Source organism: Chelativorans multitrophicus (assembly GCF_011317445.1).
Taxonomy (GTDB): domain Bacteria; phylum Pseudomonadota; class Alphaproteobacteria; order Rhizobiales; family Rhizobiaceae; genus Chelativorans; species Chelativorans multitrophicus.
The window spans coordinates 1,470,937-1,495,264 of record NZ_JAAAPL010000001.1 but is presented as its reverse complement, the minus strand read 5'-3'; the positions used below and the strand labels follow the sequence as shown (position 1 = coordinate 1,495,264).

The following is a 24,328-nucleotide window of genomic DNA, read 5'->3' as shown; positions in this document are numbered from 1 at the left end:
TCAGCGCGCACCGTTCACCTTAAGAAATGCCAGAATCGGAGCCGCAAATGCAGCGAGACTTTGGAACTATGACTTTGGTCTAAGGCGAGAATCCTAAACTTCGACGGTTGTCCTTTGCTTCGCACGCCGCGCAAGCCTGGCGCGGATTGCTTCGGGGTCGGCACGCGGCGTAGCGGCGAAGAGGGTCCTCGTATATTCGTGCTTCGGGTTGGAGAACACCTCATCCCTCCGGCCGTATTCGACTGCCTCGCCCAGATACATCACCATCACCTCGTCCGCTATATAGCGCACCACCGAGAGATCATGGCTGATGAACACGTAGGTAAGGCCAAATTCGTCCTGCAGGTCGGCGAGCAGGTTCAAAACCTGCGCCTGCACCGAAAGGTCGAGCGCGGAGACAGGCTCGTCGAGCACCAGAAGTCGCGGATTGAGCATCAGCGCGCGCGCGATCGCGATACGTTGGCGCTGGCCGCCTGAAAACATATGCGGATAACGGTTGAAATGCTCCGTCCCGAGCCCGACCTTCTTCAGCATGGTCATTGCCCGGTCGCGCCGCTCGGAAGCCGGGATCTTCGCGTTGATGATGAGCGGTTCCATTAAAACGTCGCCGATCTTCTGGCGGGGGTTGAGTGAGCCGTAGGGGTTCTGGAATACGATCTGCACCTTGCGGCGCAGCTCTGGGGTCAACCCCTTCCTGAGAATGTCCACCTCTTCGCCATCGATGAATATCTGGCCCGCGGTCGGCGCATCGATCATGGTTATCATGCGTGCGAGTGTGGACTTGCCGGAACCGCTTTCCCCTACGATGGCGAGCGTCTTGCCCTTCTCCAGCGTCAAATTCACGTTTTTGACCGCATGAACCGCATGGCTCTTGCGAAAGAGGCCGCCGCCGATCTGATAGTCACGCACGAGATTGCGCGTTTCGAGCACGACCTGGCTCATGAGGCAGCTCCCGTGTACGGCGCTTCTTCCAGCGCGAAATCGGAGACGGTCGGCAGGCGGTCTCCTACTGCATTCTCGGGCAGGGCGGAGAGCAGCGCCTTTGTGTAGGGATGGTTCGGCGCCTCGAACAGGGAAAGCACGTCGGCTTCCTCCATCTTCTTGCCTTTGTACTGCACGATCACCCGGTCGGCCGTCTCCGCCACAACGCCCATGTCGTGCGTGATCAGGATCATCGCCATGCCTGTCCTGGCCTGCAGATCCATCAGGAGATCCAGAATCTGCTTTTGGATCGTCACGTCGAGCGCCGTCGTTGGTTCGTCGGCAATCAACAGCTTCGGGTTGCAGGCGAGCGCCATTGCGATCATCACCCTCTGCGACTGGCCGCCGGACATCTGGTGCGGGAAGGAGTTCAGTCGCTCCTCCGGATCGGGAATGCCGACGGATTTTAGCAACTCGATTGTCCGCTTCTTCCGGTCCGCCCGGCCAAGGTCCGTGTGCGCCTTCAGCGTTTCCTCGATCTGGAAGCCGACGGTGAAGCACGGATTGAGGCTGGCGATCGGCTCCTGAAAGATCATGGCAATTTCGTTGCCGGCGATGCGCCTGCGCTCTCTGAAAGGGAGACTGAGGATATCGCGCCCCTGGAATGTCATGCGGTCCGCCTTCACCGTCGCCGTCCAGGGCAGGAGGCCCATAACGGCCAGCATTGAGACGGATTTGCCGGACCCGGACTCGCCGACGATGGCAAGCACCTCGCCCTCATCCACGGAAAGCGAGATGCCGTCCACCGCCCGCAGCTTGCCGGTTGCGGTTTCGAACTCGACGGAAAGGTTCTCGATCTCGAGCAGAGCCATGCTCACGACCTCTTCAGTTTCGGATCGAGGGCGTCGCGCAGGCCGTCGCCCATAAGATTGATGGCCAAAACCGTGATGAGAATGGCAAGGCCGGGGAAGGTCACTACCCACCAGGCGCGCAGGATGAATTCGCGCGCTTCCGCCAGCATCGTACCCCATTCGGGCGTAGGCGGCTGCGCGCCCATGCCCAGAAAGCCGAGCGCGGCGGCATCGAGGATGGCGTTGGAGAACGAGAGCGTCGCCTGCACGATTAACGGCGCCGTGCAGTTCGGCAGGATGGTCTTGAACATCAGCCGGATATTGCCCGCGCCCGCCACCTTCGCGGCGGTCACATAATCCCTGTTCTTTTCCGCCATCACGGCGGCGCGCGTAAGCCGCACGAAATGCGGTTGCAGCACCAGTGCGATAGCGATCATGGCGTTCATCAACCCCGGTCCCAGGACTGCCACCAGCACCAGGGCCAGCAACAGCGACGGGAAGGCCAGGATGATATCCATGAGCCGCATGATCACAGTGTCCACGGCCCCGCGGAAATAGCCGGCGATTACGCCCACCACGACGCCGACCACCACCGCCAGCGTGACCACCACCACACCGATGAAAAGCGAGAAGCGTGCGCCGTAGATCAGGCGTGAGAGGATGTCGCGGCCCACGGCATCCGTGCCAAGGATGTAGTCCCAGCTTCCACCCTCTTCCCACGCGGGCGGCACCAGGAAGGCGCCGCGCACCTGCGCGGTTGGATTATGAGGCGCGATTACCGGAGCCAGGATCGCCACCGCGACGATCAGCAGGAAAACCCACAAGCCCAGTACAGCGCCGCGGTTCTGGCGGAAATAGTACCAGAACTCGGCCAGCATGGCGCGGCGGCTCGCGTCCACCACTGGTCCGCCTTCGAGCCCGATGGCTGCATCGGCTTCTTTGAGATTCGTCGTAGCCATCAGTGCCTGATCCTCGGGTTGATGAGACCGTAGAGCACATCCACGATCAGGTTCACGACCATGATGATGCCGGCGATGAGCAGCAGCCCGCCCTGCACCACTGCGTAATCGCGCCGGAAGACGCTATCGACCATCCACTTGCCGATGCCCGGCCAGGAGAAAATCGTTTCGGTAAGTATAGCGCCCGCCATCAACACGCCCACCTGCAGGCCAATCGTGGTGACGACTGGTATCAGCGCATTGCGCAGCGCATGCAGTCCGATCACCCGCCTTGGCGGCAGGCCCTTTGCGCGCGCCGTGCGCACATAGTCCTCGCCCAGCACCTCCAGCATCGCCGAGCGCGTCTGCCGCGCGATGACGGCAAGCGGGATCGTGGCAAGCACGACCGTCGGCAGGATCAAATGCGAGAGGGCGGACTTGAAGGCTCCCGCCTGTCCCGAAAGCAGGCTGTCGATAAGCATGAAGCCGGTTACGGGCGGGAAGAAGTAGAGGAGCGAGATGCGGCCTGATACCGGAGTCCACTGCAGCACGCCGGAGAAGAGGATGATGAGCAGCAGGCCCCACCAAAAGATCGGCATGGAATAGCCGACGAGCGCAAAGCCCATAACCGACTGATCGAGCCAAGAGCCGCGCTTTACCGCCGCCAACACCCCGAACGGCACGCCGATGGCGACTGCGAGGATGATGGCGCAGATCGAAAGCTCGAGCGTGGCAGGGAAGAGCGCGAGAAAATCATCCATCACCGGCCGCTTGGTGACGATGGAACTGCCAAAATCGCCTTGGACGACACCGCCGATGTAATCGAGATATTGAATCCAGATCGGCCGGTCGAAGCCGAGTTCGCGGGTGAGCGCGGCATGGCGCTCCGGGGACATCACGCGCTCGCCGGACATCAGCATCACCGGATCGCCCGGCAGGACACGAATGAAAGCGAAGGCGATTATGGACACGCCGAGGAAAGTCGGGATGAGGACCGCGAGCCGCCGGATCAGAAACCGGAACATAATGCTTCAAATCTCCTGGTCAGAACCATAGGCCCGAAAAGGGCTGCTTCTCAGTCATAATCGAAAAGAAGCGCGCCGGTTTCCCGACGCGCCTCACATTTGCCTCGCAAAGCAATTTATTCGGCCAGGTCGACGCCTTCGAAGGCGAAATCGCCGAGCGGACTCTGCACGAAACCTTCAACCTCCTTGCGCATCGGCACGATCGACAGCGAGTGGTCGAGCGTCGCCCACGGTGCCTCGCGCTTGAAGACCACCTGAGCCTCTTCGTAGAGTCTGGTGCGTTCCGCCTGATCGGAAGCCTGCTTTGCCTGCATCACGAGGTTGTTGAACTCCTCGTTGCACCATTGTGCGCGGTTGTTTCCGCCCACGGCATCGCAGCCGAGCAGGGTGTGCAGGAAGTTGTCGGGATCGCCGTTGTCGCCCGTCCAGCCGAGGATCACCGCTCCGTCGCGGTCCTTCTCCTTCGAGCGGTCGAGATATTCGGCCCACTCATAGGAAACGATCTCGACATTCACGCCGACTTTCTGGAAGTCGGACTGGATAAGCTCGGCCGCCCGGCGCGCGTTCAGCATGTAGGGCCGGCTCACCGGCATCGCCCACACCTTCATGGAAAGATTGCTGACGCCCGCCTCTTCGAGCATCTTCTTGGCTGCTTCCGGATCGTAGGGATCGTCCTCGATGGAGTCGTTATAGGACCACATCGTCGGCGGAATTGGGTTCTTTGCAGGCGTCGCCATGCCCTGGAACACCGCATGGACGATCGCCTGCTTGTTGATCGCCATGTTCAACGCCTTGCGCACTTCCGGCTTATCGAAGGGCGCCTGTGTGGTGTTGTAGGCGAGATAGGCGATGTTCAGCCCCTCCTGCTCCATCACCTTCAGGTTGGAATCCGCCTTCATGTCCTCCACGTCGGCCGCGTTCGGATAGGGCATGAGGTGGCATTCGCCGGCTGTCAGTTTCTGATAGCGCACCGAAGCGTCCGGCGTGATTGCGAAAACCAGGTCGTCGATCTTCTGCTGGCCATTCCAATAGTCTTCATGCGCCCGGTATCGGATCACAGCATCTTGCTGGTAGGCGACAAACTCGTAGGGGCCGGTGCCAAGCGGCTGCTGGTTCAGCATCTGCATCTTGCCGTCGGCTTCGAGCTTGTCGGCGTATTCCTTGGACATGATCGAAGCGAAGGGCATCGCCACATTGGCGAGGAACGGCGCTTCCGGTTGCTTGAGCGTGAAGCGAACCGTCATGTCATCGATCTTCTCGATCGACTCGATAAGGTCCGGAAAGCCCATGCCGTTGAAATATTCCCAGGAGGCGCCAGTCACGTATTGATGCCAGGGGTTATCGCTTTTCCACTGACGCTCGTAGGAGAAGATCACGTCATCGGCATTGAGGTCGCGCGTAGGGGTGAAGAAATCTGTCGTCTGGAACTTCACTCCCGGCCGCAGCTTGAAGGTATATTGCAGGCCGTCGTCCGAAATTTCCCAGCTCTCGGCAAGCCCGGGCACGGTTTCAGTCGTGCCCGGCTTAAATTCAAGCAGCCGGTTATAGACGGTGTGAGCCGCGGCATCGAAAGTGGTACCAGCCGTGTAGAGACCTGGATCGAATCCTTCGGGCGAGCCCTCCGAACAGTAGACAAAGGTCTTCGCGCCGGCCATGCCGCTCAATGTCGTGGCGGCAAGAAGTACAGCAGCGAACGTCATTTTCGGTTTCATGCGGATTACCTCCCGAACTTTATTTGGAGCCATTTCCCACGCGGCCCCCTGAAGCAATATAAGCAAGATTTTTCCGGTAGGAAAACTCCCTCTAGAATAGCAGCCTACAAAATCATTCTGCGGCGTAAATTTTCGTCGCCAGCGAAATTAAGGTGGACATCCGCCGCTCCTCGCCGCCACACTCATTCGAGAGGAAGAAAACACTAGGTGCAGTCCATGGCCGATCGCTGGGTTGAGGAGATTCTTACCTTCTGGTTCGAAGAGGTCGGGCCGGAAGGCTGGTTCAAACCTACACCTGAACTTGACGAGACGGTGCGCAAGCGTTTCGGAGCGCTGCATAAGCGGCTCGCTGCAAATCCGCCTGAAGCAGCGGGCAAGAGCCAGCGAGCGGCGCTTGCCTCCATCATCCTTTTCGACCAGTTTCCCCGCAACATGTTTCGCGGCAGCGCTGCCGCGTTCGCCACGGATGATCTGGCGCTACGGATTGCCCGCGAAGCACTGGACAAGGGATTTGACGACGGTCTTACGCCTGCGGAGAGGCAATTTCTCTACATGCCGTTTATGCATTCCGAGATTTCCGCCGACCAAGAGCATTGCGTCATGCTTTTCAAGGCACTCGGCAACGAGGAAGCGCTGCGCTACGCGATCGAGCACCGGGACATCATCGAGCGCTTTGGACGGTTCCCCCATCGCAACCGCACGCTCGGCCGCGAAAGCACTGGGGAAGAACTGGCCTTTCTTGAAGCGCATAAGGGTTACGGCCAGTAAGGGGCCTTGCTCGAAGGGAACGCGGCACCATAATGTGAACGGGTATGGGAGCCAACTGCTTCGGTTCGGTTGCGGGTTCTGGGGAGGCATTTGAGGGAGGGTAGATTGGCAAAGATCGGCAATAGCCAAAAGGGCCGTGGTACTGAAGCTACAAGCGCCGCTGTGGAGTCACCCGTAAAAGCTGCCGCCAAAACGGCGCGAAAGGCGGGAGCATCTAAAGGTTCGAAGTCCGGAAAGGGGTCTTCTGAGAAAGTGCGCTCCAAGGAGCCAGCAGCCGCAGGGAAGGCTAAGTCGACACCCGCGAAAACGGACAAGGCCGAAAAGCCGGCCCGGAAGAAATCTCCCCCCGTCAAGGCCGCGTCCACTGACGAAACTCCCGCGAAGGTGAAACGGAGCAAGGCTACCGGCTCTAGAGGCTCAACCGCCAAAGACGGTGCTAAAAGGGAAGCCGCAGAGGCGGCGCCAGTAGTCCCAAAGAAATCGACGCCCAAGAAGCCAACAGGTAAAGCGGCTTCATCTGCACAGCCGGTAAGGGCAGCAACGGAAAAGAGCGCTCCCAAGCCCAAAACCACGCGTAAGGCTGAAGCAAAGACCGCTCCCGCTAAAGGGTCCGCTGCGAAGACACGGGCAACGAAAGCAAGGCCTGCTTCGGCAGGCGGTGAAGCCGCCAAACCGTGGCTGAAAAGCTATCCTGAGGGCATTCCCGCCGAGATCGGCCCGTTCCGACACAGTTCGCTTGCAGACATGCTGCTTGAGGCTTGCCGCAGCTTCGGCAACCGGGCCGCCTTCACCTCGATGGGCAAGACGATCAGCTTCGCCGATTTGGAGAAGGCTTCGCGCGACTTCGCTGCCTATCTGCAATCGAAAGGATTGAAGAAGGGCGCTCGCGTCGCCGTCATGATGCCCAACCTGCTGCAATATCCGGTGGTCATGATGGGCGTTCTGCGTGCCGGCTATGTGGTCGTCAACGTGAACCCGCTCTACACCGCCCGGGACCTTGAGCATCAGCTTAAGGATTCAGGCGCGGAAGCAATCGTGATCCTGGAAAATTTCGCCGGCACGTTGCAGGCTGCCATCGGCAAGACCGACGTGAAGCATGTGATCGTGACCGCCATGGGCGACATGCTCGGCCTCAAGGGGCATGTCGTGAACCTGGTCGTTCGCCGGGTGAAGAAGCTGGTGCCAAGCTGGGATATCCCGGGCCATGCATCTTTCCGGCAGGCAATGCGGGAGGGCGCCGCCGCCCGCTTCTCTCCGCCCGAGGTCTCGCTGGATGATATTGCCTTCCTGCAATATACGGGCGGCACGACCGGGGTGGCCAAGGGTGCAAAGCTTCTCCACCGCAACGTGCTCGCCAATGTGTTGCAGAGCGAGATCTGGCTACGGACTGCCTATCTCGACGGCCGAAAGCAGCCGGAACGGCCCGTGTTCATCTGCGTGCTGCCGCTTTACCACATCTATGCGATGACGGTGAACGCGATGACGGGTATCAAGCTCGGCGCGCAAAACATCCTGATCGCCAACCCGCGCGACATTCCAGCGCTGGTGAAAGAACTCGGCAGGCACGAGTTCAATGTCTTCGTGGGCCTCAACACCTTGTTCAACGCTCTGCTCAACAATCCGGATTTCCAGAAGCTGAATTTCAAGTATCTTGATTTCACGTTGGGCGGCGGTATGGCCGTGCAGCGCTCCGTGGCCGAACGTTGGAAAAAACTGACCGGTCACACGATTTCCGAAGGCTACGGCCTGTCGGAAACGTCACCGGTGGCGACGATCAACCGCCTCGACCGGAATGAATTCACCGGCACGATCGGCCTGCCTCTCCCGTCCACAGAGGTCAGAATTCGGGATGAAAGGGGGCGCGACCAAAAATTCGGCGAGGTGGGCGAGATCTGCATCCGCGGGCCTCAGGTGATGCCGGGCTATTGGAATCAGCCGGGGGAGACCGCCAAAGTTATGATGTCGGACGGCTTTCTCAAGACCGGCGACATGGGCATCATGGACGAGAGCGGCCATGTCACGATTGTTGACCGAAAGAAGGACATGATCCTGGTTTCAGGCTTCAACGTCTATCCGAACGAGATCGAGAGCGTTCTGGCCCACCATACGGGCGTGTTGGAAGTTGCGGCTGTCGGCGTGAAGGATGAGCATTCCGGCGAGGTTCCGAAGGTGTTCGTGGTGAAGAAAGACCCCGCCCTCACCGAGGAGGATATCCTCAACTATTGCCACGAGAACCTCACCGGCTACAAGCGGCCGAAATATGTGGAATTCCGCACCGAGCTACCCAAGACCAATGTAGGCAAGATTCTACGGCGGGAGTTGAGGTAGAAGAGCAGTAAGCCCCCTTCACTCGCGATCCAACCCTTAGCTTAGTTTCACTTTAAGCTAACATGTTGAACGGCTTTTTTCTGCCAAGGGGCCGGCTGACCTCCAGACTATGAATCACGTAATGCCGCGATCTGGGCGACGAGCCCCGCCGTCGAGGAATCACGCCCGGACGCATCCTTCTTTCCTTCCACGACGGGCAGAAGCTCGGTCGCAAGCTCCTTGCCCAGCTCCACGCCCCATTGATCGAAGGCATTGATGCGGAAGAGCGCCGCTTCGACGAACACCCTGTGCTCGTAGAGCGCGATCAGGCGGCCGAGTGTAAAGGGGTCGAGCTTCTCATAGATGATGGTGACAGAGGGCCGGTTGCCGGGGAAGACGCGGTGCGGGGCTAGCTTGTCTGCCTCCGCCTCGCTCATGCCTTTCGCCAGGAGCTGCGCCTTGGCCTCCTGCAGCGTCCGGCCCTTCATCAATGCTTCCGATTGCGCCAGGCAGTTGGCGATAAGCAGGTCGTGGTGATGCTTCAGTTCCGGCTCATGCCCCCTTGCGGCAATCATGAACTCCACGGGAATGATGTCCGTGCCTTGATGCAGGAGCTGGAAAAAGGCGTGCTGGCCGTTGGTGCCGGGCTCGCCCCAGACAAGCGGCCCAGTCGGAACAGTCACCGACTCACCCTCGAAGGTGACGCGTTTGCCGTTCGATTCCATATCGAGTTGCTGCAGATAGGCCGGCAGCCGCGCGAGCCGCTGATCGTATGGGATGACCGCGCGTGCCGGATAGCCGCAGATCACCCGATGCCAAAAGCCGATCAGGCCCAGCATCATCGGCAAGTTCTCGCGCGACGGCGCCTCGCGGAAATGCCGGTCCATCAGCTCCGCGCCGTCCAGGAACCGCCGGAAGTTTTCCGGCCCTATGGCGATCATGATGGGCAGGCCGATCGCCGACCAGAGCGAATAACGGCCGCCCACCCAATCCCAGAAGCCAAAGACGCGGCTCTCGTCGATGCCGAAGGCCGCCACCTTGTCGAGTGCGGTCGAAACGGCCGCAAAATGCGAGCCTACCGCATCCTGCCCCAGCTTCTCCGCGATCCACGAGCGCGCGGTGCCGGCATTCGTCATTGTCTCGATGGTCGTGAAGGTCTTCGACGCGATGATGAATAGCGTCGTATCCGGGTCGAGCGCTTTCAGGGTGTCGTGGATATGCGCCCCGTCCACATTGGAGACGTAATGGAGCCGCGGCCCGTCATGATAAGGGGCGAGCGCCAGCGTTGCCATGGCCGGCCCAAGATCGGACCCGCCGATGCCGATATTCACCACGTCGGTGAAGGACTTGCCGGTTGCAGCCTTGATCGTCCCGCTGCGGATGCCCTCGGAAAAAGTGCTCATCGCAGCAAGCACGGCCTCCACATCCGGCATCACGTCCTTGCCGTCGAGCATTACTGGCCGGGTTGAATCATTGCGAAGCGCCGTGTGCAGCACGGCCCGGTTCTCGGTGACGTTGATTCGCTTGGCCGAAAACATCTCCTCGCGCCGCTCGATCACGCCCGCCGCCTCCGCGATCTTGTCGAGCAATGCCAGCGTTTCGTCGCTCACCGCGCATTTGGAATAATCGAGAAGCATGTCGTCGAGCGCAGCCGAGCAGCGGGAGAAGCGGTCGGGGTCGGCACCAAATGCCTGCCGCAGATCGAAGTCCTCGGTCTCGCGACGATGTTGCCGCAGCGCGTCCAGGGCTCGGGCGTAGGCGCTCATGAACGTCGATCTCCTCTTCTGGGTGGAGCCGAAACTTAGGGGGCCGAACGGCAAAAGTGAAGCAGCCCTCTGGCTTAATCGCTTGGACCAGGGTTGCGGTGCAGCCGCCATCATCGTAGGCTCCCCATCGCCGGAGGACATGATGCCGACCAGAAACGATGCCGCTCTTTGGGCGGGCCTAATAAAGATTTCCAGTGATTCCACGCAGACATTGCAGGCGCAGATTCGCCAGGCGATCGTCTCGGCGATTCTCGACCGGCAAATTTCGCCCACCATGCCGTTGCCGTCCTGCCGCATTCTGGCCGACAAGCTGGGTGTGGCGCGCGGAACGGTGGTGCTCGCCTTCCAGCAGCTCGTTGATCAGGGTTTTCTCATCGCCCGGGAGCGGCGCGGCCATTTCGTCAATCCGGAAGTGCTCGCCGCTCCGCCACGTCCGCCGCGCAAGACCCGCACTACGGCAAAGATCGACTGGAAGGCGCGCCGCCAGGTAATGGCGAGCGAGCTCCCTGGTCCGCCGAAGAACGAGAACTGGATGCAGTCCTCCTATCCCTTCGTCTACGGGCAGTTCGATCCCACACTGTTCCCCACCGCCGAGTGGCGCGAGTGCAACCGCATGGCGCTCGCGGTGCTCGAGATCCGCAACTGGGCGGCCGACATGGTCGATAGGGATGACCCGCTGCTGATCGAGCAAATCCAGGCGCGGCTTCTGCCGCGCCGCGGTATCTTCGCGAATCCGGATGAGATCATCGTGACGCTTGGCGCGCAGCACGCGCTCTACATGCTTGCCACGCTGCTCATGGGCCGCGGCGCTCGTGTGGCGATGGAAAATCCCGGCTATCCGGACGCCCGCTCCATCTTCCGGTTGTCTGGTGCCGAGACGCTGTCGGTTCCCGTGGACAAAGACGGCATGGAGGTGGATGCGATCCCGGCGGACTCTAGTTTCGTTTTCGTTACCCCCAGCCACCATTGCCCGACCATGGTCCCGCTCAGCCGCGAGCGTCGGCAGGCGCTCCTGTCCGGCGCTGAGAAGAACGACTGGATCATCATTGAGGACGATTACGACAGCCAGCTCGCGGACGAGACGCCCCAAGCGGCGCTGAAAGGGCTCGACCATACCGGCCGTGTCATTTATCTCGGCTCCATGTCGAAGACGCTGGCGCCGGGTCTGCGGCTTGGCTATCTCGTCGGGCCGGCCGAACTGGTGGCTGAATTGAGGGCGCTTCGCCGCTTCATGCTGCGTCATCCGCCGGCCAACAATCAGCGGGCGGTGGCGCTTTTCCTCTCGCTCGGTCATCACGATTCGCTAATAAGGCGGCTCTCCGCCGCCTTCGAGGAGCGTCGCAGCAAGCTGGTCGAAGTGATCGGCCGTTTAATGCCCGAATGGGAAGCGGCGGATGTGCCCGGTGGCACGTCCATTTGGCTCCAGGGGCCTGAGGGGATCGACACGGGCGCGCTTTCACGCGCTGCCAGGGCGCGCGGCGTGATTATCGAACCGGGAGCCCGCTTCTTCGATGGGCCTGAGCGCCCTTCGCGCCATATGCGGCTTGGTATTTCATCCATCGCGGTTCAGCATATCGAGCCGGGCATCCGCGAGCTTGCCGCTGTCGTCTCCCGCCGCGCCATCGCGGCATAGAGGCGCCGCCAGCGGCAAGGCCCGTGCCTCTTAGGGTGTTCCGTGAAAGGGCCTAATTCAGCAATACGCTGTTGCCGGGAAAATCGAGCGAGAAGGCAGGGATGTCCACCTCCAGCATGTCGCCTCGTTCAGTCTGCATGGTGTATCGGCCAACCATGATCCCGGAGGAGGTGGTAAGGGGGCAGCCCGATGTATAGCGATAGGTGTCGCCCGGTTCGATTTCGGGTTGTTCGCCCACAACGCCTTCTCCGCGCACTTCCTGCACCCGGCCCATCCCGTCCGTGATATGCCAGTAACGCGAGAGCAGCTTCACCGCCTGCGGAGAATAATTGGCGATCGTTACCTGATAAGCCCAGACATATTTGCTTTCCTCCGGATCGGAGTGCTCCGGCAGGAAGAAGGGTTCGACACAAACCTCTATGCCTTGGGTGATCGCTCGATACATGGTCCGCTCTTTAAGGCCGTTATGCCGGCACGAAGGGAGCATGACGACATTGTTACGAGTGATATGTAACGCGCGGGGCTATAGATCAATGCAGATACGGGATCTGGGAGCGCGGCCTTGATTGACGGCTGGGGACGAAGAAAACTGGAGCTTCCGATATCGATGCTTGCGGAGCGGTTGGTCAAGGCTGGCATCTCGTCTGATACGGTCACTATCGCTGGTTTCCTCCTCGGACTTATGGCAGGTGCCGCCATCATTGCAGGCTGGTTCCTAGCGGCAATTATCTTGATCCTCTTGAGCCGCCTTGCGGACGGCCTGGACGGGGCCGTGGCGCGCCTCACCAACAGTTCCGATTTTGGCGGCTATCTTGATATCGTGCTCGACTTCGCCTTCTACGGAGTAATCCCGCTCGCTTTCGTGCTTCACAATCCGGTCGACAATGGCCTTGCCGGCGCCGTGCTGCTTTTTTCGTTCTACGTGAATGGCGCGAGTTTTCTGGCCTATGCCGTGATCGCGGAAAAGCGCCGTCTGGCGACGACGATTCGTGGAGAAAAGAGCTTCTTCTTCACGACGGGGCTGGCGGAAGCAGGCGAAACCTTGATCATATTCCTGCTCTTCTGCCTTTTCCCTGACTGGTTTGCGACGCTCGCCTATCTGTTTGCCGCGCTCACGCTCTACACCGCTATCTCGCGGATTGTTCTGGCGGCAGGAGTCTTCCGCTGAAGCTGCGGCATTGTAATGACTATCCCCTGAAATTCTGAGCTTTTCGCGGACCTGGAAATCCACCAAAATCCGCAGCGATGGCGCCGCTGAAGGCCGCCCGCCAAACTTCCTTTATGCCGCCTAAAGAATTTTAAATTTGCCGGTGGGCTGATCGCGTCCGAAAATCTCCGACGAACATGCAAGGCAAAAAAGCCAGCAAATTGGAGGAGATAACTTATGTCGAGGCTTCACGCTCTCACGATGTCCCGCCGTGCTTTCCTCGCCGCCGCAGGCGCCGGAATCGCAGCCGTCCAGTTGCCCGGTTCGGCTTCCGCCCAGGCCGATGCCGGTGTTTTGCGCTACGCTCTCTCCGCCTTTCCGCCAAGCCTTAGCCCTTGGCTCAACGCCGGGGCAGCGGCATCCACGGTTAAGACGCTGATCATGCGCGGCCTGCTGGGTTACGATACCGAAGGACAGCTGATCGGCGAGATCGCTGAAAGCTGGGCTGCGGTGGATCCGACCACCTATGATTTCAAGCTCCGCGCCAATGCCGTTTTCAGCAATGGCAAACCCGTGCGGGCTCAGGACGTCATCTGGACCGTCAATCAGATCAGCGCTCCCGAATCGACCGCTCACCTCAGGACAACGCTCAACCAGGTGGAGTCCATGGAGGCGCTTGACGACCACACCGTGCGGTTGATCTTGACCAAGCCCAATGCGGCATTGCCATTTGCCCTCGCCAGCCCGAACGCTGCCATTCTTGCCGAGGGCAGCACAGAGGATGCACCCATTGCCTGCGGCCCCTTCCGTCTGGCCCAGCAGGAGCGTGGTGTCTTCATCGAGGTCGAGCGCAATCCCGACTACTATAAGAACGGTTCGCCCCAGGTCGACAAAATCCGGCTCACGGCCTATGCCGATGAAAACCTTCGCATGGCTGCGCTGGAATCGGGCGATGTCGACATCATCGAGTATGTGCCCTGGTCTGCCTATTCCCGCTTCGACAATAACGACCGCATGAAACTGTCGGGTTCGCTCGGCCCCTTCCATGTGGTGCTTTTCAACACGAGCAAGCCGCCCTTCGACAATCCGCTGGTGCGCCAGGCGATCGGCTATGCCATCAACCGCGAGGACATCGTGGCAGCAGCCTTCGCCGGCCAAGGCGAACCGCTTTATGGCTTCCCCAATCCTCCTGGTTCGGCCTACCAGGCCTCCACGCCGGAAAACAGCTATACTTACGATCCGGAAAGGGCCAAAGCGCTGCTGGCCGAGGCTGGCTATGCCGATGGCTTCAACTGTACGCTTCTGGCAACCTCAACCTATGGCATGCTCCAGGACACGGCCGTGGTCGTTGCTGCCTATCTCCAGGCTATCGGCATCAATGCCGAACTCAAGCTCCCCGAATGGGCCAGTCGCATCACCGCCGGCAATGAAGGCCAGTATGACATTGCCATCCATGGCACGGTGGGCGAGTACAACGACCCGGACTCGCTCTACCCGCTGCTCCACTCCTCGGTGAAGACGTTCCAGAACTCTTTCGGCTTCGCCAGCGAGCGTATCGATACCCTGCTCGAAAAGGGACGAGGCGAACTGGATCCGGCCAAGCGCGAGGAGATCTACAAACAGCTGGCCCAGGCCTATTTCGAGGAGGTGCCGCAAGCGCCCCTGGTCTGGCGTGTTCAATCCTTCGGCCTTGCCCGCAATGTGGAAGGATTCCAATGCCTGCCAGGTTTCCTCGGGGTGACGAGCACCGCGATCCTGCTCGATCAGGCCAGGTTCGTCTGACAAATGTTGCACTCTGCGATCTCCCGGCTGGCGTCGGCCCTGAGCATGCTCTTTGTGGTCGCGACATTGGTCTTCGCCATCCAAGTCGTCATCCCCGGCGACCCCGCCGAACTCTTGTTGAGCTCCGCGGGAAGTACTCCAACGCCTGAGAACATCGCGGCCCTGCGCGTCGAAATGGGCCTCGATCGCCCCCTGTTGCAGCAATATGTCGAATTCCTCTGGGGCGCTGTTCGCCTCGATTTTGGAAACTCGCTCATCGACAATTCGTCGATCGGCCAAACCATTGCGACCAGGCTGCCCAGAACTCTGGAACTGATCGCCGTGGCCATGAGCATTGCCGTCGCCGTCGCAGTGCCGTTCGGCACGCATGCGGCATTGCGGGCAGGCGGACGCCTCGACACAGCCGGCTCGGGCGTGTCGGCGCTGTTCGCGGCCGTACCGGTTTTCGTCATCGGCACGCTGCTGATCCTGTTGTTTGCCCAAACGCTAAAGCTGACTCCAGCCGGCGGCTACGCCGACTTTGGCTCGGCGCCGATCCAGCATCTGTCCAATTTGGTCCTGCCCGCCATCACCGTGGCAATGAGCATTTTCCCAATCATCTTTCGTATGACGCGCTCATCGGTCCTCGACAGCCTTTCCAATGAATGGGTGAGAACCGCCCTGGCCAAGGGCCTGCCCCGCCGCGCCGTTGTTCGCCGTCATGTCCTGCGCAATGCGCTCGGACCGGTCGTCACCGTCATCGGCCTGCAACTCGGGATCCTGCTTGGTTCCACAGTGCTGGTCGAGTTCGTTTTCAACTGGCCCGGATTGAGTGGCTATCTCGTCACCGCGGTCGAACAGCGCGACTATCCCACCGTCCGTGCCATCATTCTCGTCGTGGCCGCTATCTTCATCTTCATCAACCTGCTCATCGAACTCCTGCAGATGAAGCTCGATCCCCGGGTGCAGCTATGACCATAACCTCAGCATCCGCTAACCCCAGCTCGGCTTTCCGCTTCCCGTTGCCGCGCATCCATCCGCGGCTACGTCTGCCGCTCGCTATCGTTGCCATCGTCCTGGTCGCTCCCTTTGCAGTGCCGCCTCTGCTTGGCATCGATCCCAATGCCATGTCGGTCTTGGAGCGGTTCGCAGGTCCGTCCCTTGCGCATCCCTTGGGCCTTGACGAATTTGGCCGCGACCGCCTGGCGCGCGTGCTCATCGGCGCCCAGGCGTCGCTGCGGGTCGCCGTCATTTCCGCGCTTATATCCTGCACCATTGGCAGCCTCATTGGTCTGTTTGGTGCGTATTTCCGTGGGCTTGCCGGATTCCTGTCAACAAAGACTGCCGATGTTGTCCTGTGCTTCCCGCCAATCCTTCTGGCGTTGCTGGTCGTCACACTCATGGGGCCAGGAACCACGACCCTGATCTGGGTGCTCTCGATCATCTATTTCCCCGCCTTTGCGCGGATCGTCTATCTCGAGGCATCCCGCGTCAGCCAGCTAGACTATGTCGTTGCCGCCAAAGCATTAGGGGCGCGGCCGCGCCGCGTGATGTTCCGCACGATGCTGCCCAACATTTCAGGGCCGATCATCGTGCAGCTCTCTCTCACAGCCGCCGCTGCGATCGTCACCGAAAGCGGCCTGTCCTATCTTGGCCTGGGGGTTGTTCCTCCCGATCCTTCATGGGGCCAGATGATCCGCGGCGCACGCGCCTATATGGAGCGCGACCCTCTGGGCATTATCATTCCCTGCGTCGCCATCTCGCTTACGATCTATAGCGTGAACCTGCTGACGGACCGACTACGGGACGTGCTCGATCCCAAGGGTTTGAGTGGCGGGATCCCGATCCTGTCGCCGCGACGCCCCAAGGTGCAGGCCGCGCCCCAATCCGCTACGCTCGAAGCCGATACCGTCCTGCGGATTGACCATCTCGATGTTGCCACCAACACGAATGGCACCCCGATCAAATTGATTGAGGACGTCAATCTGCGGGTCCGGCGTGGTCGCTGCACTGCTTTGGTGGGCGAGAGTGGCTCCGGCAAGTCACTGACCGCGTCGTCGGTCATGGGCCTGCTGCCACGTGGGGTTAATGTGACCGCGGGCGACATCATGCTGCGATCGCATAACGGTGAAACCATCCAGGTGACCACGCTTTCCGGCGAGGATCTGGAAGCCATCCGCGGCCGCGACGCCGCGATGATCTTTCAGGAGCCAATGACGGCGCTCAACCCCGTCTATCGGGTCGGGGATCAGCTTATCGAAGCTGCAAAGATACATCGTTCGGTCTCTTCCGCCCAGGCGCGCGAGGAGGGTATCGAGTTCCTCAAGCGGGTTGGGGTCAACGATCCGGTTCGCCGCTTCGACAGCTTTCCTCACATGCTCTCGGGCGGCCTCAGGCAGCGTGTCATGATCGCCATGGCGCTCTCGATGCAGCCGGGCCTGCTGCTGGCAGACGAGCCTACTACGGCTCTCGATGTAACGGTTCAGGCGGAAATAATCGACCTGCTCATCGCGCTCAAAAATTCGGCGGGGGCGCCGGGCATTCTGTTCATCAGTCACGATCTGGGCGTCGTCGCTCAGCTCGCCGATGAAATCGCCGTTATGTATGCCGGCCGTGTTGTCGAGCAGGGGCCTGCCGCCACAGTGCTGGGCAATGCACGCCATCCTTATACCAGGGCCCTGCTGCAGAGCATGCCAGCCGCGCATGAGGAGCTGCATGCCAGCCGCAGCGATACGCTGCCCTCCATCGGCGGAACGCCGCCCCTGCCTCACGAACGTCCGGCCGGCTGCGCCTTCCGCGACCGCTGCCCCCACGCCGTTTCGGTTTGCGCGGAAGTGCGGCCGGACCTGACCTCCGTCGATGGCCCCGACCATCTAGCGGCCTGCCACCTCACTAGGGGAAGCGCCGTATGATCGAGCAATACAATCTCCTTGAAGTCGAAAAACTCAGCCTTGGCTTCGGTGGCGGCAACGGCCTGCTCCGCAGCCAGCCGGCGATGATCTTGCGTGATGTCAGCTTCACCATCGGCCAGGGCGAAATCATTGGGCTGGTCGGGGAAAGCGGGTCTGGCAAGAGCACGATCGGTAAGGCCGTGCTCAAGCTGCTGAAGGCGCAGGAGGGCCGAATCCGCTTCGATGGGGTCGACATCAGCGATCTCAGCGAACACGACATGCGGCCGTTGCGTCGCGAGATGCAAATTGTTTTTCAGGACCCCTATTCAAGCCTCGATCCACGCCAGACCGTGCGCGGCATCCTCTCCGACGCGCTCGACATACATCGCTTGCATACCGGCACAGCGCGCGAACCCCGGCTGGTGGAACTGCTCGACATGGTCGGACTGCGCCGGGAATTCCTCGATCGCTATCCGCATGAATTTTCGGGCGGCCAGCGTCAACGCATTGGTATTGCCCGCGCCATGTCGGTAGAGCCGCGCCTGATCGTGGCGGACGAGCCCGTTTCCGCGCTCGACGTCTCAATCCAGGCCCAGGTCATCAATCTTATCGCCCGCCTGCGCGACCAGACCGGCGTGTCGGTGCTGTTCATCAGCCATGACCTGTCGGTCGTGCGGTTCATATCGGACCGCATCATCGTGCTCTACCTGGGTAAAATCATGGAAGTGGGACCTGCCGACCTGGTCCATCACGCACCGCTTCATCCCTATTCCAAGGCACTGGTCTCTGCCGAGCCGCGCCTTGACCAGAAATCCTCACGGATACGCCTGACGGGAGACATCCCTTCTCCCCTCAAGCCGCCGTCTGGTTGCGTCTTCCGCACGCGCTGTCCTTTCGCCCTCCCGGCTTGTGCCGAAGGCGTGCCGGAGCTGCGGGAAGTCGCCCCCGGACGAAGCAAAGCCTGCATCAGGGACGACATAGATATGGAAACCGCCGCATGAAAACCGAACTTGCCCAACTCACCAGCCAGGAAGGGCGCGAGCTCCTAACTGATGACGCCGTTATCCTCATTCCCATGGGATCGCTCGAGGATCAGGGTGTGCATGCCCCGATGGGTGACTATCTGGCCGCCAAGCTGATCGCGGACCGAATTGCCCAGGCCGCGACCGCTGCCGGCACGCCGACCTTTACTGCTCCGGTTATTCCGTTCGGCGCCGAAGACTATTTCGGTTTGACCCATGGCGGCATTGCCCTGCGCTCCAGCACACTGCGCGCCCTCTTGGACGACATGGTGGGCTCGCTTTACCGTCGAGGTCTTAAGCGCATCGTGCTGATCAATGGCCACGGGGGCAACGTGCCCGTCATCACCGAGCTGGCGCTCAAGTGGCGGCGCGACAAGGGCATGTTTATCACCTCGCTCTATCTATGGCAGATGGCTTACGGCATTCTGCGCAAGGAACTCGGCGATGCCGAAGCGGCGCGGGTCAGCGGCCACGGTGCCGACCCGCTGACCTCCGTGGGGCTCCATCTCTATCCCGAAATTCTCCGGATGGACCTTGCCAAAGGGCCTCCCACCAACCCCATGCTAAAGGGCCTCAAAATCCAGCAGTACGGCTATCTGGAATACGAAGGATCCCCCGTTCAAGCGCCTATAGAAGCTGCCGAATGCGGGCCGGATGGCATCTGGGGTGGCAACCCCAAATACAGCTCGCCCGAACGCGGCAAAATGCTGGTCGAGCGGCTCACGGCGCTCGGGGCCGGCTACATCCGAGACCACGTCAGTAAGAACTTCGCCGCGTGACCCGGCGCCAGACAGGAAGAGAGAAATGAAGAAAATTACCGTCGTCCAGATCAATACGCGCGACGACAAGGCCGCCAACCTTGCAAAGCTGGAATCCCTGGTCCGTGCCGCCCACGAGGCGGATCACTCCGACTATATCCTCACTCCAGAGCACAGCTTCTGCCTGACCGCCAATAAGGCCACGATGCATGCCGCGGCCGAAACCCTGGAAGACGGCGAGGGCTTGCGACGCATGGCCAGCCTGGCCCGCGAACTGGGCACCACCATCCACATCGGCAGCATCCTGACCACGCGGAACGGCCGCTATTATAACACATCGGTGGTGATCGGCCCGGATGGGAAGCAGCTTGCTACCTATGACAAGATACACCGCTATGATGTCGACCTTCCCAGCGGGCTTTCCTATCGCGAATCCGACACGAATGATGCCGGCAACGTTGCTGTGACTTACGACCATAACGGCACCAATGTAGGCCTGTCGGTATGCTACGATGTCCGCTTCGGGTCCCTTTACCTCGAACTCGCAGCGCGCGGCGCCCAGGTCATCACTATCCCCGCCGCCTTTACCTTCGAAACCGGCGCGGCCCACTGGGATACCTTGGTTCGCGCCCGCGCCATCGAAACCCAATGTTACGTCGCTGCGGCCGGGCAGGTCGGCAGCTTCCCCGCCTCGGGCGGCGACCGCGCCAGTTTCGGCAATTCACAGATTGTCGACCCCTGGGGCAAGGTGCTGGCCCGCTGTAGCGACGTGGAAGGCTGGGCCTCGGCGGCCATCGACCCGTCCTATCAAAATCGCGTGCGTCAGAATCTGCCGGTGGCTCGTCACCGGCGCGCGATCGCCTGAGCCAAAGCCTCCCTAGGCTGGCAGGAATGTGGCGTAGGTCGGGTGCTTCTCGCACCAGTCCTGCGCCACTTCCTCGGCAATGGCATAGATGTCGCGTGCCATCCTGCGACGCGGCGCGTTCATGTAGTAGCAGCGTATTTCCATCAGCGGCAGCGGAACGGACGTATTCAGCGGCCGCACGTCGCCCTCGGCAATGGCCCTGGTGAATGGCGTGAGAACGAGGGGCGCTACCCCAAAACCACGATAGACCATCTGCGCGGCGGTCGACAGGGCCGAAGCCGTATCCTCAAGATGATCCAGCGCTCTGACTTCGGCCACCGCCTCGAGTCGAGGCGCGGCCTGCGAGGCATCACGCGGATAAAAAATCAGCGGCAGGCGAGCTAGCGCCTGGGCGTCGAGCGGCTCGCTGTCATCGATTTCGAGCTTCGTACTGGCTACCCATCCCATGACCGCGCGCATGGCAAAACTCTGCGGTACAGGATCGCTGCTGACCGTTGCGGTGGCGAATACAAGGTCAACAGCCTGCTCGGCGACCAGATTGCGCATCGCCGCATTCCCGGTCACCCGAAACTCCACGTTGGGATAAGCCTTTCTCACCTGCCGGGCGAATTCTTGCCCCCAGCTATAGAGGATCGGCTCGATAATGCCGATGACGAAGGCGCCGCGCTCGCGCCTCACAAGAGACTTCTGCATTCGCTCGTAGAGCTGCATGAACTCGCTCGCAAATTCGGCGACCTCATGGCCTCTTTCCGTAAGCACGATGCCTGGCTGGTCGCGCTGCAGCAGAGGCGCGCTGAGTTCGGACTCAAGGCTGCCGACCCGAATCGATACAGCTGGCTGAGTGAGGTTTATCTGCTTGGCCACCTTTTGGTAACTGCCCAGCTTAGCCAGCCAATAGAATGCTTCCAGCTGCTTGAAGTTCAATACGGTCCTCCCAGATCTCAGTCCGCGGCCCTTGCTGTCGACAAGTGTGCGCTCGACGGCAAACCGGGTCGCGCAACTTTCGCCGGCACCCCCAGAATGTCGACACAGAGGATTCGCGCATTAGGTCAATCTAGCTCGTTGTCGGTACCCAGCCTAGAAGTAGGCTCCATTGAGGCGTCGTTCTTCCATTGCCGTATGCCTCGGTCGCAGCCAGCCGAGTAAGATCAGCTCGTTGAGGGCACCTGCCGACAATGTGTCTGGGTGCGGTCGAGCCGCTGCACCTTATTCTTGGATTCCGTTGAAGAAAAATGGTGCCAGGGGCGGAATCGAACCACCGACACGCGGATTTTCAATCTTAGGTCAATTACTTGGTTCTACTAACCTTTACGCCTATCCGACATTACTTTCATTCCATCAAAAAAGACGCGATGTTCAAACGTTCGCATCGTGCAGGAGTACGAAGGTTATAACGCCAACGATGGTGGCGGCACGATGAAGATGTGGGATGGCGTGATCACTCACCTGGCCGATATGACCGGCGTGACCGTCACCAACTCCATTGAGCTCACAAATGGGATAGCTGTAAGTGCCGGCTACATCGCCATGCTGTCGGCCGATTACCCCCACGTACAGAGCCTAGTTCTTGATTCCCGCTGAGCGCTCCTGCTGATGGAAACGACACGATACAACACACATTAATTTGCCCGCTCGAAGCGCTGCGTTGCTTAATTCTCTAGGCAACTCAGGGCATGCGTTGGCAATCGAAACGTCATCAATCAATGACGGGTCGAGGTATGATGTCCGGGGCATGGGCGACAACTGCCTCAAGCATGTCGAGCGGTCGGACGGGAATGAGAAGTTATATTTACAGCCTTCAAAAACGAAACTCTCCCTTCCAGAAGTAAATACAGCATCGTCAACAAATATTGCTTTGGCGAACGTCTATCTTTCCTTGATGCGTTTTGGGCTGCTCTTATAAGAATGTCTTTCCTCAGAAACGGCTGCCTCAGAAAACCGCCTCGAAGTTATAATTTTCTGGGATGAACTCGTGGCGGTCTTCTTGGTCCGATTTCCCTGCGCGCATCGCTTGGTAGAACACTATAACGGTGAGTTCTTCATCTAGATTCGACAAACGCGCTTTGCGGAGCGCTTCGCGCCCAGCGGCGATTGCTTTGGCGTTGGGTTGCACGTTTTAGCTCCTTCAGTTTGATTTTTCTGCGCGCTTCGAGTTTTCTGATTTCTGCCTCCAGAGGAGCAAGCATTTTCAATGCCATCTGGTGTCTGAATTCCACAAAATCTTCAATGTGCAGAAACTCCAATTTGTCTTTTGGGGAAGGAAAGGTCAGGCGCCTTGCCCCGAAAATGCTCGGATCAATGTCCATCGGCGCGATGCACTCTTCGGCGGATATGACAGGTAGCATATCTGGAAGCTGTTGAAGGCATTTCGCATCAGGTATGACAACGATCTTGCATTCAGCCGTCTGTCCAGGAACGATCACTTCGATATTGCCGGCATGGATGGCGCTACGAATGTCGCGATGGAAGTCTTTCCCGAAATTCTTGGCACGGGGAAGGTGTAGAAGCCCAATCCGACCCTCGCGGGATGCGTCATTCAAGTCTTCAAGGGTTCGCGAGAGAGACATGTCCGCCACAAGAAGGACGTCGATCTTGACTGGATCATCCCCTTTCTCCACGACGATCCTCGGCACTGGAAAAGATCTGCGGTCATGTCGGATTGCGAGATCATCGGTTTGTTTGCGCCAAAAGGCCGATGCTTCCTTGTATTCCCGGCGCGCGCCATAGTGGAGAGACGCTAGGCCGGCTGATCCAGCGTTGGTCAAGGACATCGGCCGCGACAGGATGAACGCAAGAGGTACGAACTTCCAAAGGATGCGCTCGTTGTGTCCGGTCATCATCATCACGCGGAAATACAGCTCTGAATCCGACGAAAAGCGGACTTCATCCCAGCCGCCGAGTTCCTTAACGATTTTTGATGGAAGCAGCAGGGAAGATGTATTTTCGGTGATGCAATAGCCGCTCCGGGGTTTTGCGGCTCCGACAAGATCAGCGGTGGCTCGCACCCCGTATGTCGAATTGAAGGTGTGTCCCTTAAGGATATCTCCCACCTGCGCCGCTATTCGCTGTGGGTGGGACCAATCGTCTGCATCATTTACGGTGACGTATTCACCACTCGATGCGGAGAGCCCTGTATTTCTGGCTTTGTAGACACCGCCGTTCACCGGCTGCCTGATGGGTATTACGCGCTCATCATTGGCAGCAATCGCCTGAACTATCGCCCATGTGTCGTCCGTACTGGCATCGTCCACAATGATGAGTTCGAGATTGCGCCAAGACTGCTCAAGGATGCCTCGTGCAGCCATCTCAATCGTCTCTTGGGCGTTAAACGACGGCATGATAACTGAGACTTTCAGGCCGTCTTCAATCGGAGAAACATCAGCAGTTACGTTGTCGATGGCTAGCGGTTCGCTGGCATTTCGCAATTTTAGGGGAGCAAACCCGGAGGCCAGCAATGGCTTGTTCAGCCAATGCAGGCGCCTTTCTGGCTCATCATAAAGTGATGATAGTCCGACGCAAAGTCGCGGGTCGTCCTCGTTGCCTACGTGGTCCAGGGCGAGAGATCTAGCCTCCTCGAAACTCCCAGCTCGGCGGAGGATGTCCATTTCATAGATGACAAACTGGAGTTGCTCAGCATTTGCGGGAGAAAGCTGTTTCGCAATTGAAAGATTTTCCAATGCAGCATCCAGGTCTCCATCTGCCGCAGCTTTGCGTGCCAAGCCCCATGCTGCCTGGTATCGCTCCTCTTTCGTGCCTGTTTGCTTCAGTTTTTCAAGCTCGGCAGCGGCATATTTCGAGTATCCACCCCACAACATTATGTCGAGCGTGGGGTGGACCTTGTAAATGGGCGCGGTCATTTGAGATCTCATCCCTCTAGCGAACGCAACTGTTTGGCATCATCCAAATCAAACTTCAATGCGGGTGAGCTGAGAGCGCAACCGACTGGTGGACTTCTCAGGAGCG

20 protein-coding genes are annotated in these 24,328 nt (G+C 59.7%); 11 read left to right on the top strand and 9 right to left on the bottom strand.

What is annotated here, in order from left to right:
* Nucleotides 1-93: 93 nt before the first annotated feature.
* The 5 genes from GNP00_RS07340 to GNP00_RS07320 form a co-directional block, all read right to left on the bottom strand.
* Entirely contained in the window at nucleotides 94-942 is an 849-nt protein-coding gene (locus GNP00_RS07340) for an ABC transporter ATP-binding protein (protein WP_011579411.1), read from the bottom strand.
* Nucleotides 939-1,793: an ABC transporter ATP-binding protein gene (locus GNP00_RS07335; RefSeq protein ID WP_011579412.1), complete on the bottom strand. Its 855-nt coding sequence runs from the start codon at nucleotides 1,791-1,793 to the stop codon at nucleotides 939-941. The genes GNP00_RS07340 and GNP00_RS07335 overlap by 4 nt, the downstream gene beginning before the upstream one ends.
* Nucleotides 1,794-1,795: 2 nt before the next feature.
* Nucleotides 1,796-2,650 (bottom strand): ABC transporter permease subunit, encoded by an 855-nt coding sequence (locus tag GNP00_RS07330; RefSeq protein ID WP_049764907.1) that lies wholly within the window; start codon nucleotides 2,648-2,650, stop codon nucleotides 1,796-1,798.
* Between the two features lie 80 nt (nucleotides 2,651-2,730).
* Nucleotides 2,731-3,735, bottom strand: coding sequence for an ABC transporter permease subunit (locus GNP00_RS07325; protein ID WP_011579414.1), 1,005 nt, complete (start codon nucleotides 3,733-3,735; stop codon nucleotides 2,731-2,733).
* 116 nt (nucleotides 3,736-3,851) lie between these two features.
* Nucleotides 3,852-5,447 (bottom strand): ABC transporter substrate-binding protein, encoded by a 1,596-nt coding sequence (locus tag GNP00_RS07320; RefSeq protein ID WP_041544329.1) that lies wholly within the window; start codon nucleotides 5,445-5,447, stop codon nucleotides 3,852-3,854.
* Nucleotides 5,448-5,663: 216 nt separating this feature from the next.
* Between GNP00_RS07320 and GNP00_RS07315 the strand changes: the two genes are divergently transcribed.
* Both GNP00_RS07315 and GNP00_RS07310 read left to right on the top strand, forming a co-directional pair.
* Nucleotides 5,664-6,215, top strand: coding sequence for a DUF924 family protein (locus GNP00_RS07315; protein ID WP_011579416.1), 552 nt, complete (start codon nucleotides 5,664-5,666; stop codon nucleotides 6,213-6,215).
* A 384-nt stretch (nucleotides 6,216-6,599) separates the two neighbouring features.
* Entirely contained in the window at nucleotides 6,600-8,543 is a 1,944-nt protein-coding gene (locus tag GNP00_RS07310) for a long-chain-fatty-acid--CoA ligase (protein ID WP_011579417.1), read from the top strand.
* A 107-nt stretch (nucleotides 8,544-8,650) separates the two neighbouring features.
* On the opposite strand, the gene pgi is transcribed toward GNP00_RS07310, so the two are convergent.
* The gene (gene pgi / locus GNP00_RS07305; protein ID WP_011579418.1) at nucleotides 8,651-10,288 is read right to left on the bottom strand and encodes a glucose-6-phosphate isomerase; all 1,638 of its coding nucleotides are present in this window, start codon (nucleotides 10,286-10,288) and stop codon (nucleotides 8,651-8,653) included.
* A 142-nt stretch (nucleotides 10,289-10,430) separates the two neighbouring features.
* On the opposite strand from pgi, the gene pdxR reads away from it, so the two are divergent.
* On the top strand, nucleotides 10,431-11,921 hold the full coding sequence (gene pdxR / locus GNP00_RS07300; RefSeq protein WP_011579419.1) for a MocR-like pyridoxine biosynthesis transcription factor PdxR: 1,491 nt from the start codon (nucleotides 10,431-10,433) through the stop codon (nucleotides 11,919-11,921).
* Nucleotides 11,922-11,973: 52 nt separating this feature from the next.
* Here the strand turns inward: pdxR and apaG are convergent, their stop codons facing one another.
* Nucleotides 11,974-12,366 (bottom strand): Co2+/Mg2+ efflux protein ApaG, encoded by a 393-nt coding sequence (gene apaG, locus GNP00_RS07295; RefSeq protein ID WP_041544339.1) that lies wholly within the window; start codon nucleotides 12,364-12,366, stop codon nucleotides 11,974-11,976.
* A gap of 117 nt (nucleotides 12,367-12,483) precedes the next feature.
* On the opposite strand from apaG, the gene GNP00_RS07290 reads away from it, so the two are divergent.
* From GNP00_RS07290 to GNP00_RS07260, 7 genes are all read left to right on the top strand, one after another.
* Entirely contained in the window at nucleotides 12,484-13,089 is a 606-nt protein-coding gene (locus GNP00_RS07290) for a CDP-alcohol phosphatidyltransferase family protein (protein WP_041544340.1), read from the top strand.
* A 216-nt stretch (nucleotides 13,090-13,305) separates the two neighbouring features.
* Nucleotides 13,306-14,850, top strand: coding sequence for an ABC transporter substrate-binding protein (locus GNP00_RS07285; RefSeq protein WP_011579422.1), 1,545 nt, complete (start codon nucleotides 13,306-13,308; stop codon nucleotides 14,848-14,850).
* 3 nt (nucleotides 14,851-14,853) lie between these two features.
* Entirely contained in the window at nucleotides 14,854-15,804 is a 951-nt protein-coding gene (locus GNP00_RS07280; RefSeq protein ID WP_011579423.1) for an ABC transporter permease, read from the top strand.
* On the top strand, nucleotides 15,801-17,741 hold the full coding sequence (locus GNP00_RS07275) for a dipeptide/oligopeptide/nickel ABC transporter permease/ATP-binding protein (RefSeq protein ID WP_011579424.1): 1,941 nt from the start codon (nucleotides 15,801-15,803) through the stop codon (nucleotides 17,739-17,741). Before GNP00_RS07280 ends, GNP00_RS07275 begins: the two co-directional genes overlap by 4 nt.
* A complete protein-coding gene (locus GNP00_RS07270; protein ID WP_011579425.1) occupies nucleotides 17,738-18,721 on the top strand; it encodes an ABC transporter ATP-binding protein in 984 nt (327 codons plus the stop codon). The genes GNP00_RS07275 and GNP00_RS07270 overlap by 4 nt, the downstream gene beginning before the upstream one ends.
* Nucleotides 18,718-19,521: a creatininase family protein gene (locus GNP00_RS07265; RefSeq protein ID WP_011579426.1), complete on the top strand. Its 804-nt coding sequence runs from the start codon at nucleotides 18,718-18,720 to the stop codon at nucleotides 19,519-19,521. The genes GNP00_RS07270 and GNP00_RS07265 overlap by 4 nt, the downstream gene beginning before the upstream one ends.
* Nucleotides 19,522-19,546: 25 nt before the next feature.
* Nucleotides 19,547-20,365, top strand: coding sequence for a carbon-nitrogen hydrolase family protein (locus GNP00_RS07260; protein ID WP_011579427.1), 819 nt, complete (start codon nucleotides 19,547-19,549; stop codon nucleotides 20,363-20,365).
* A 12-nt stretch (nucleotides 20,366-20,377) separates the two neighbouring features.
* On the opposite strand, the gene GNP00_RS07255 is transcribed toward GNP00_RS07260, so the two are convergent.
* Nucleotides 20,378-21,289 (bottom strand): LysR family transcriptional regulator, encoded by a 912-nt coding sequence (locus GNP00_RS07255; protein WP_011579428.1) that lies wholly within the window; start codon nucleotides 21,287-21,289, stop codon nucleotides 20,378-20,380.
* Between the two features lie 447 nt (nucleotides 21,290-21,736).
* On the opposite strand from GNP00_RS07255, the gene GNP00_RS07250 reads away from it, so the two are divergent.
* Nucleotides 21,737-21,946: a hypothetical protein gene (locus tag GNP00_RS07250; protein WP_041544342.1), complete on the top strand. Its 210-nt coding sequence runs from the start codon at nucleotides 21,737-21,739 to the stop codon at nucleotides 21,944-21,946.
* Between the two features lie 458 nt (nucleotides 21,947-22,404).
* Here the strand turns inward: GNP00_RS07250 and GNP00_RS07245 are convergent, their stop codons facing one another.
* Nucleotides 22,405-24,222: a glycosyltransferase family 2 protein gene (locus GNP00_RS07245; RefSeq protein WP_011579429.1), complete on the bottom strand. Its 1,818-nt coding sequence runs from the start codon at nucleotides 24,220-24,222 to the stop codon at nucleotides 22,405-22,407.
* Between the last annotated feature and the right edge of the window lie 106 nt (nucleotides 24,223-24,328).

Excerpts from the sequence above, each read along its gene's own strand:
- GNP00_RS07275 (WP_011579424.1), top strand. The coding sequence starts at position 15,801 with ATGACCATAACCTCAGCATCCGCTAACCCCAGCTCGGCTTTCCGCTTC.
- GNP00_RS07335 (WP_011579412.1), bottom strand. The coding sequence starts at position 1,793 with ATGGCTCTGCTCGAGATCGAGAACCTTTCCGTCGAGTTCGAAACCGCA.
- pgi (WP_011579418.1), bottom strand. The coding sequence starts at position 10,288 with ATGAGCGCCTACGCCCGAGCCCTGGACGCGCTGCGGCAACATCGTCGC.
- GNP00_RS07325 (WP_011579414.1), bottom strand. The coding sequence starts at position 3,735 with ATGTTCCGGTTTCTGATCCGGCGGCTCGCGGTCCTCATCCCGACTTTC.
- apaG (WP_041544339.1), bottom strand. The coding sequence starts at position 12,366 with ATGTATCGAGCGATCACCCAAGGCATAGAGGTTTGTGTCGAACCCTTC.
- GNP00_RS07320 (WP_041544329.1), bottom strand. The coding sequence starts at position 5,447 with ATGAAACCGAAAATGACGTTCGCTGCTGTACTTCTTGCCGCCACGACA.
- GNP00_RS07265 (WP_011579426.1), top strand. The coding sequence starts at position 18,718 with ATGAAAACCGAACTTGCCCAACTCACCAGCCAGGAAGGGCGCGAGCTC.
- GNP00_RS07330 (WP_049764907.1), bottom strand. The coding sequence starts at position 2,650 with ATGCTGGCCGAGTTCTGGTACTATTTCCGCCAGAACCGCGGCGCTGTA.
- pdxR (WP_011579419.1), top strand. The coding sequence starts at position 10,431 with ATGCCGACCAGAAACGATGCCGCTCTTTGGGCGGGCCTAATAAAGATT.
- GNP00_RS07280 (WP_011579423.1), top strand. The coding sequence starts at position 14,854 with ATGTTGCACTCTGCGATCTCCCGGCTGGCGTCGGCCCTGAGCATGCTC.
- GNP00_RS07270 (WP_011579425.1), top strand. The coding sequence starts at position 17,738 with ATGATCGAGCAATACAATCTCCTTGAAGTCGAAAAACTCAGCCTTGGC.
- GNP00_RS07260 (WP_011579427.1), top strand. The coding sequence starts at position 19,547 with ATGAAGAAAATTACCGTCGTCCAGATCAATACGCGCGACGACAAGGCC.
- GNP00_RS07245 (WP_011579429.1), bottom strand. The coding sequence starts at position 24,222 with ATGACCGCGCCCATTTACAAGGTCCACCCCACGCTCGACATAATGTTG.
- GNP00_RS07315 (WP_011579416.1), top strand. The coding sequence starts at position 5,664 with ATGGCCGATCGCTGGGTTGAGGAGATTCTTACCTTCTGGTTCGAAGAG.
- GNP00_RS07285 (WP_011579422.1), top strand. The coding sequence starts at position 13,306 with ATGTCGAGGCTTCACGCTCTCACGATGTCCCGCCGTGCTTTCCTCGCC.
- GNP00_RS07340 (WP_011579411.1), bottom strand. The coding sequence starts at position 942 with ATGAGCCAGGTCGTGCTCGAAACGCGCAATCTCGTGCGTGACTATCAG.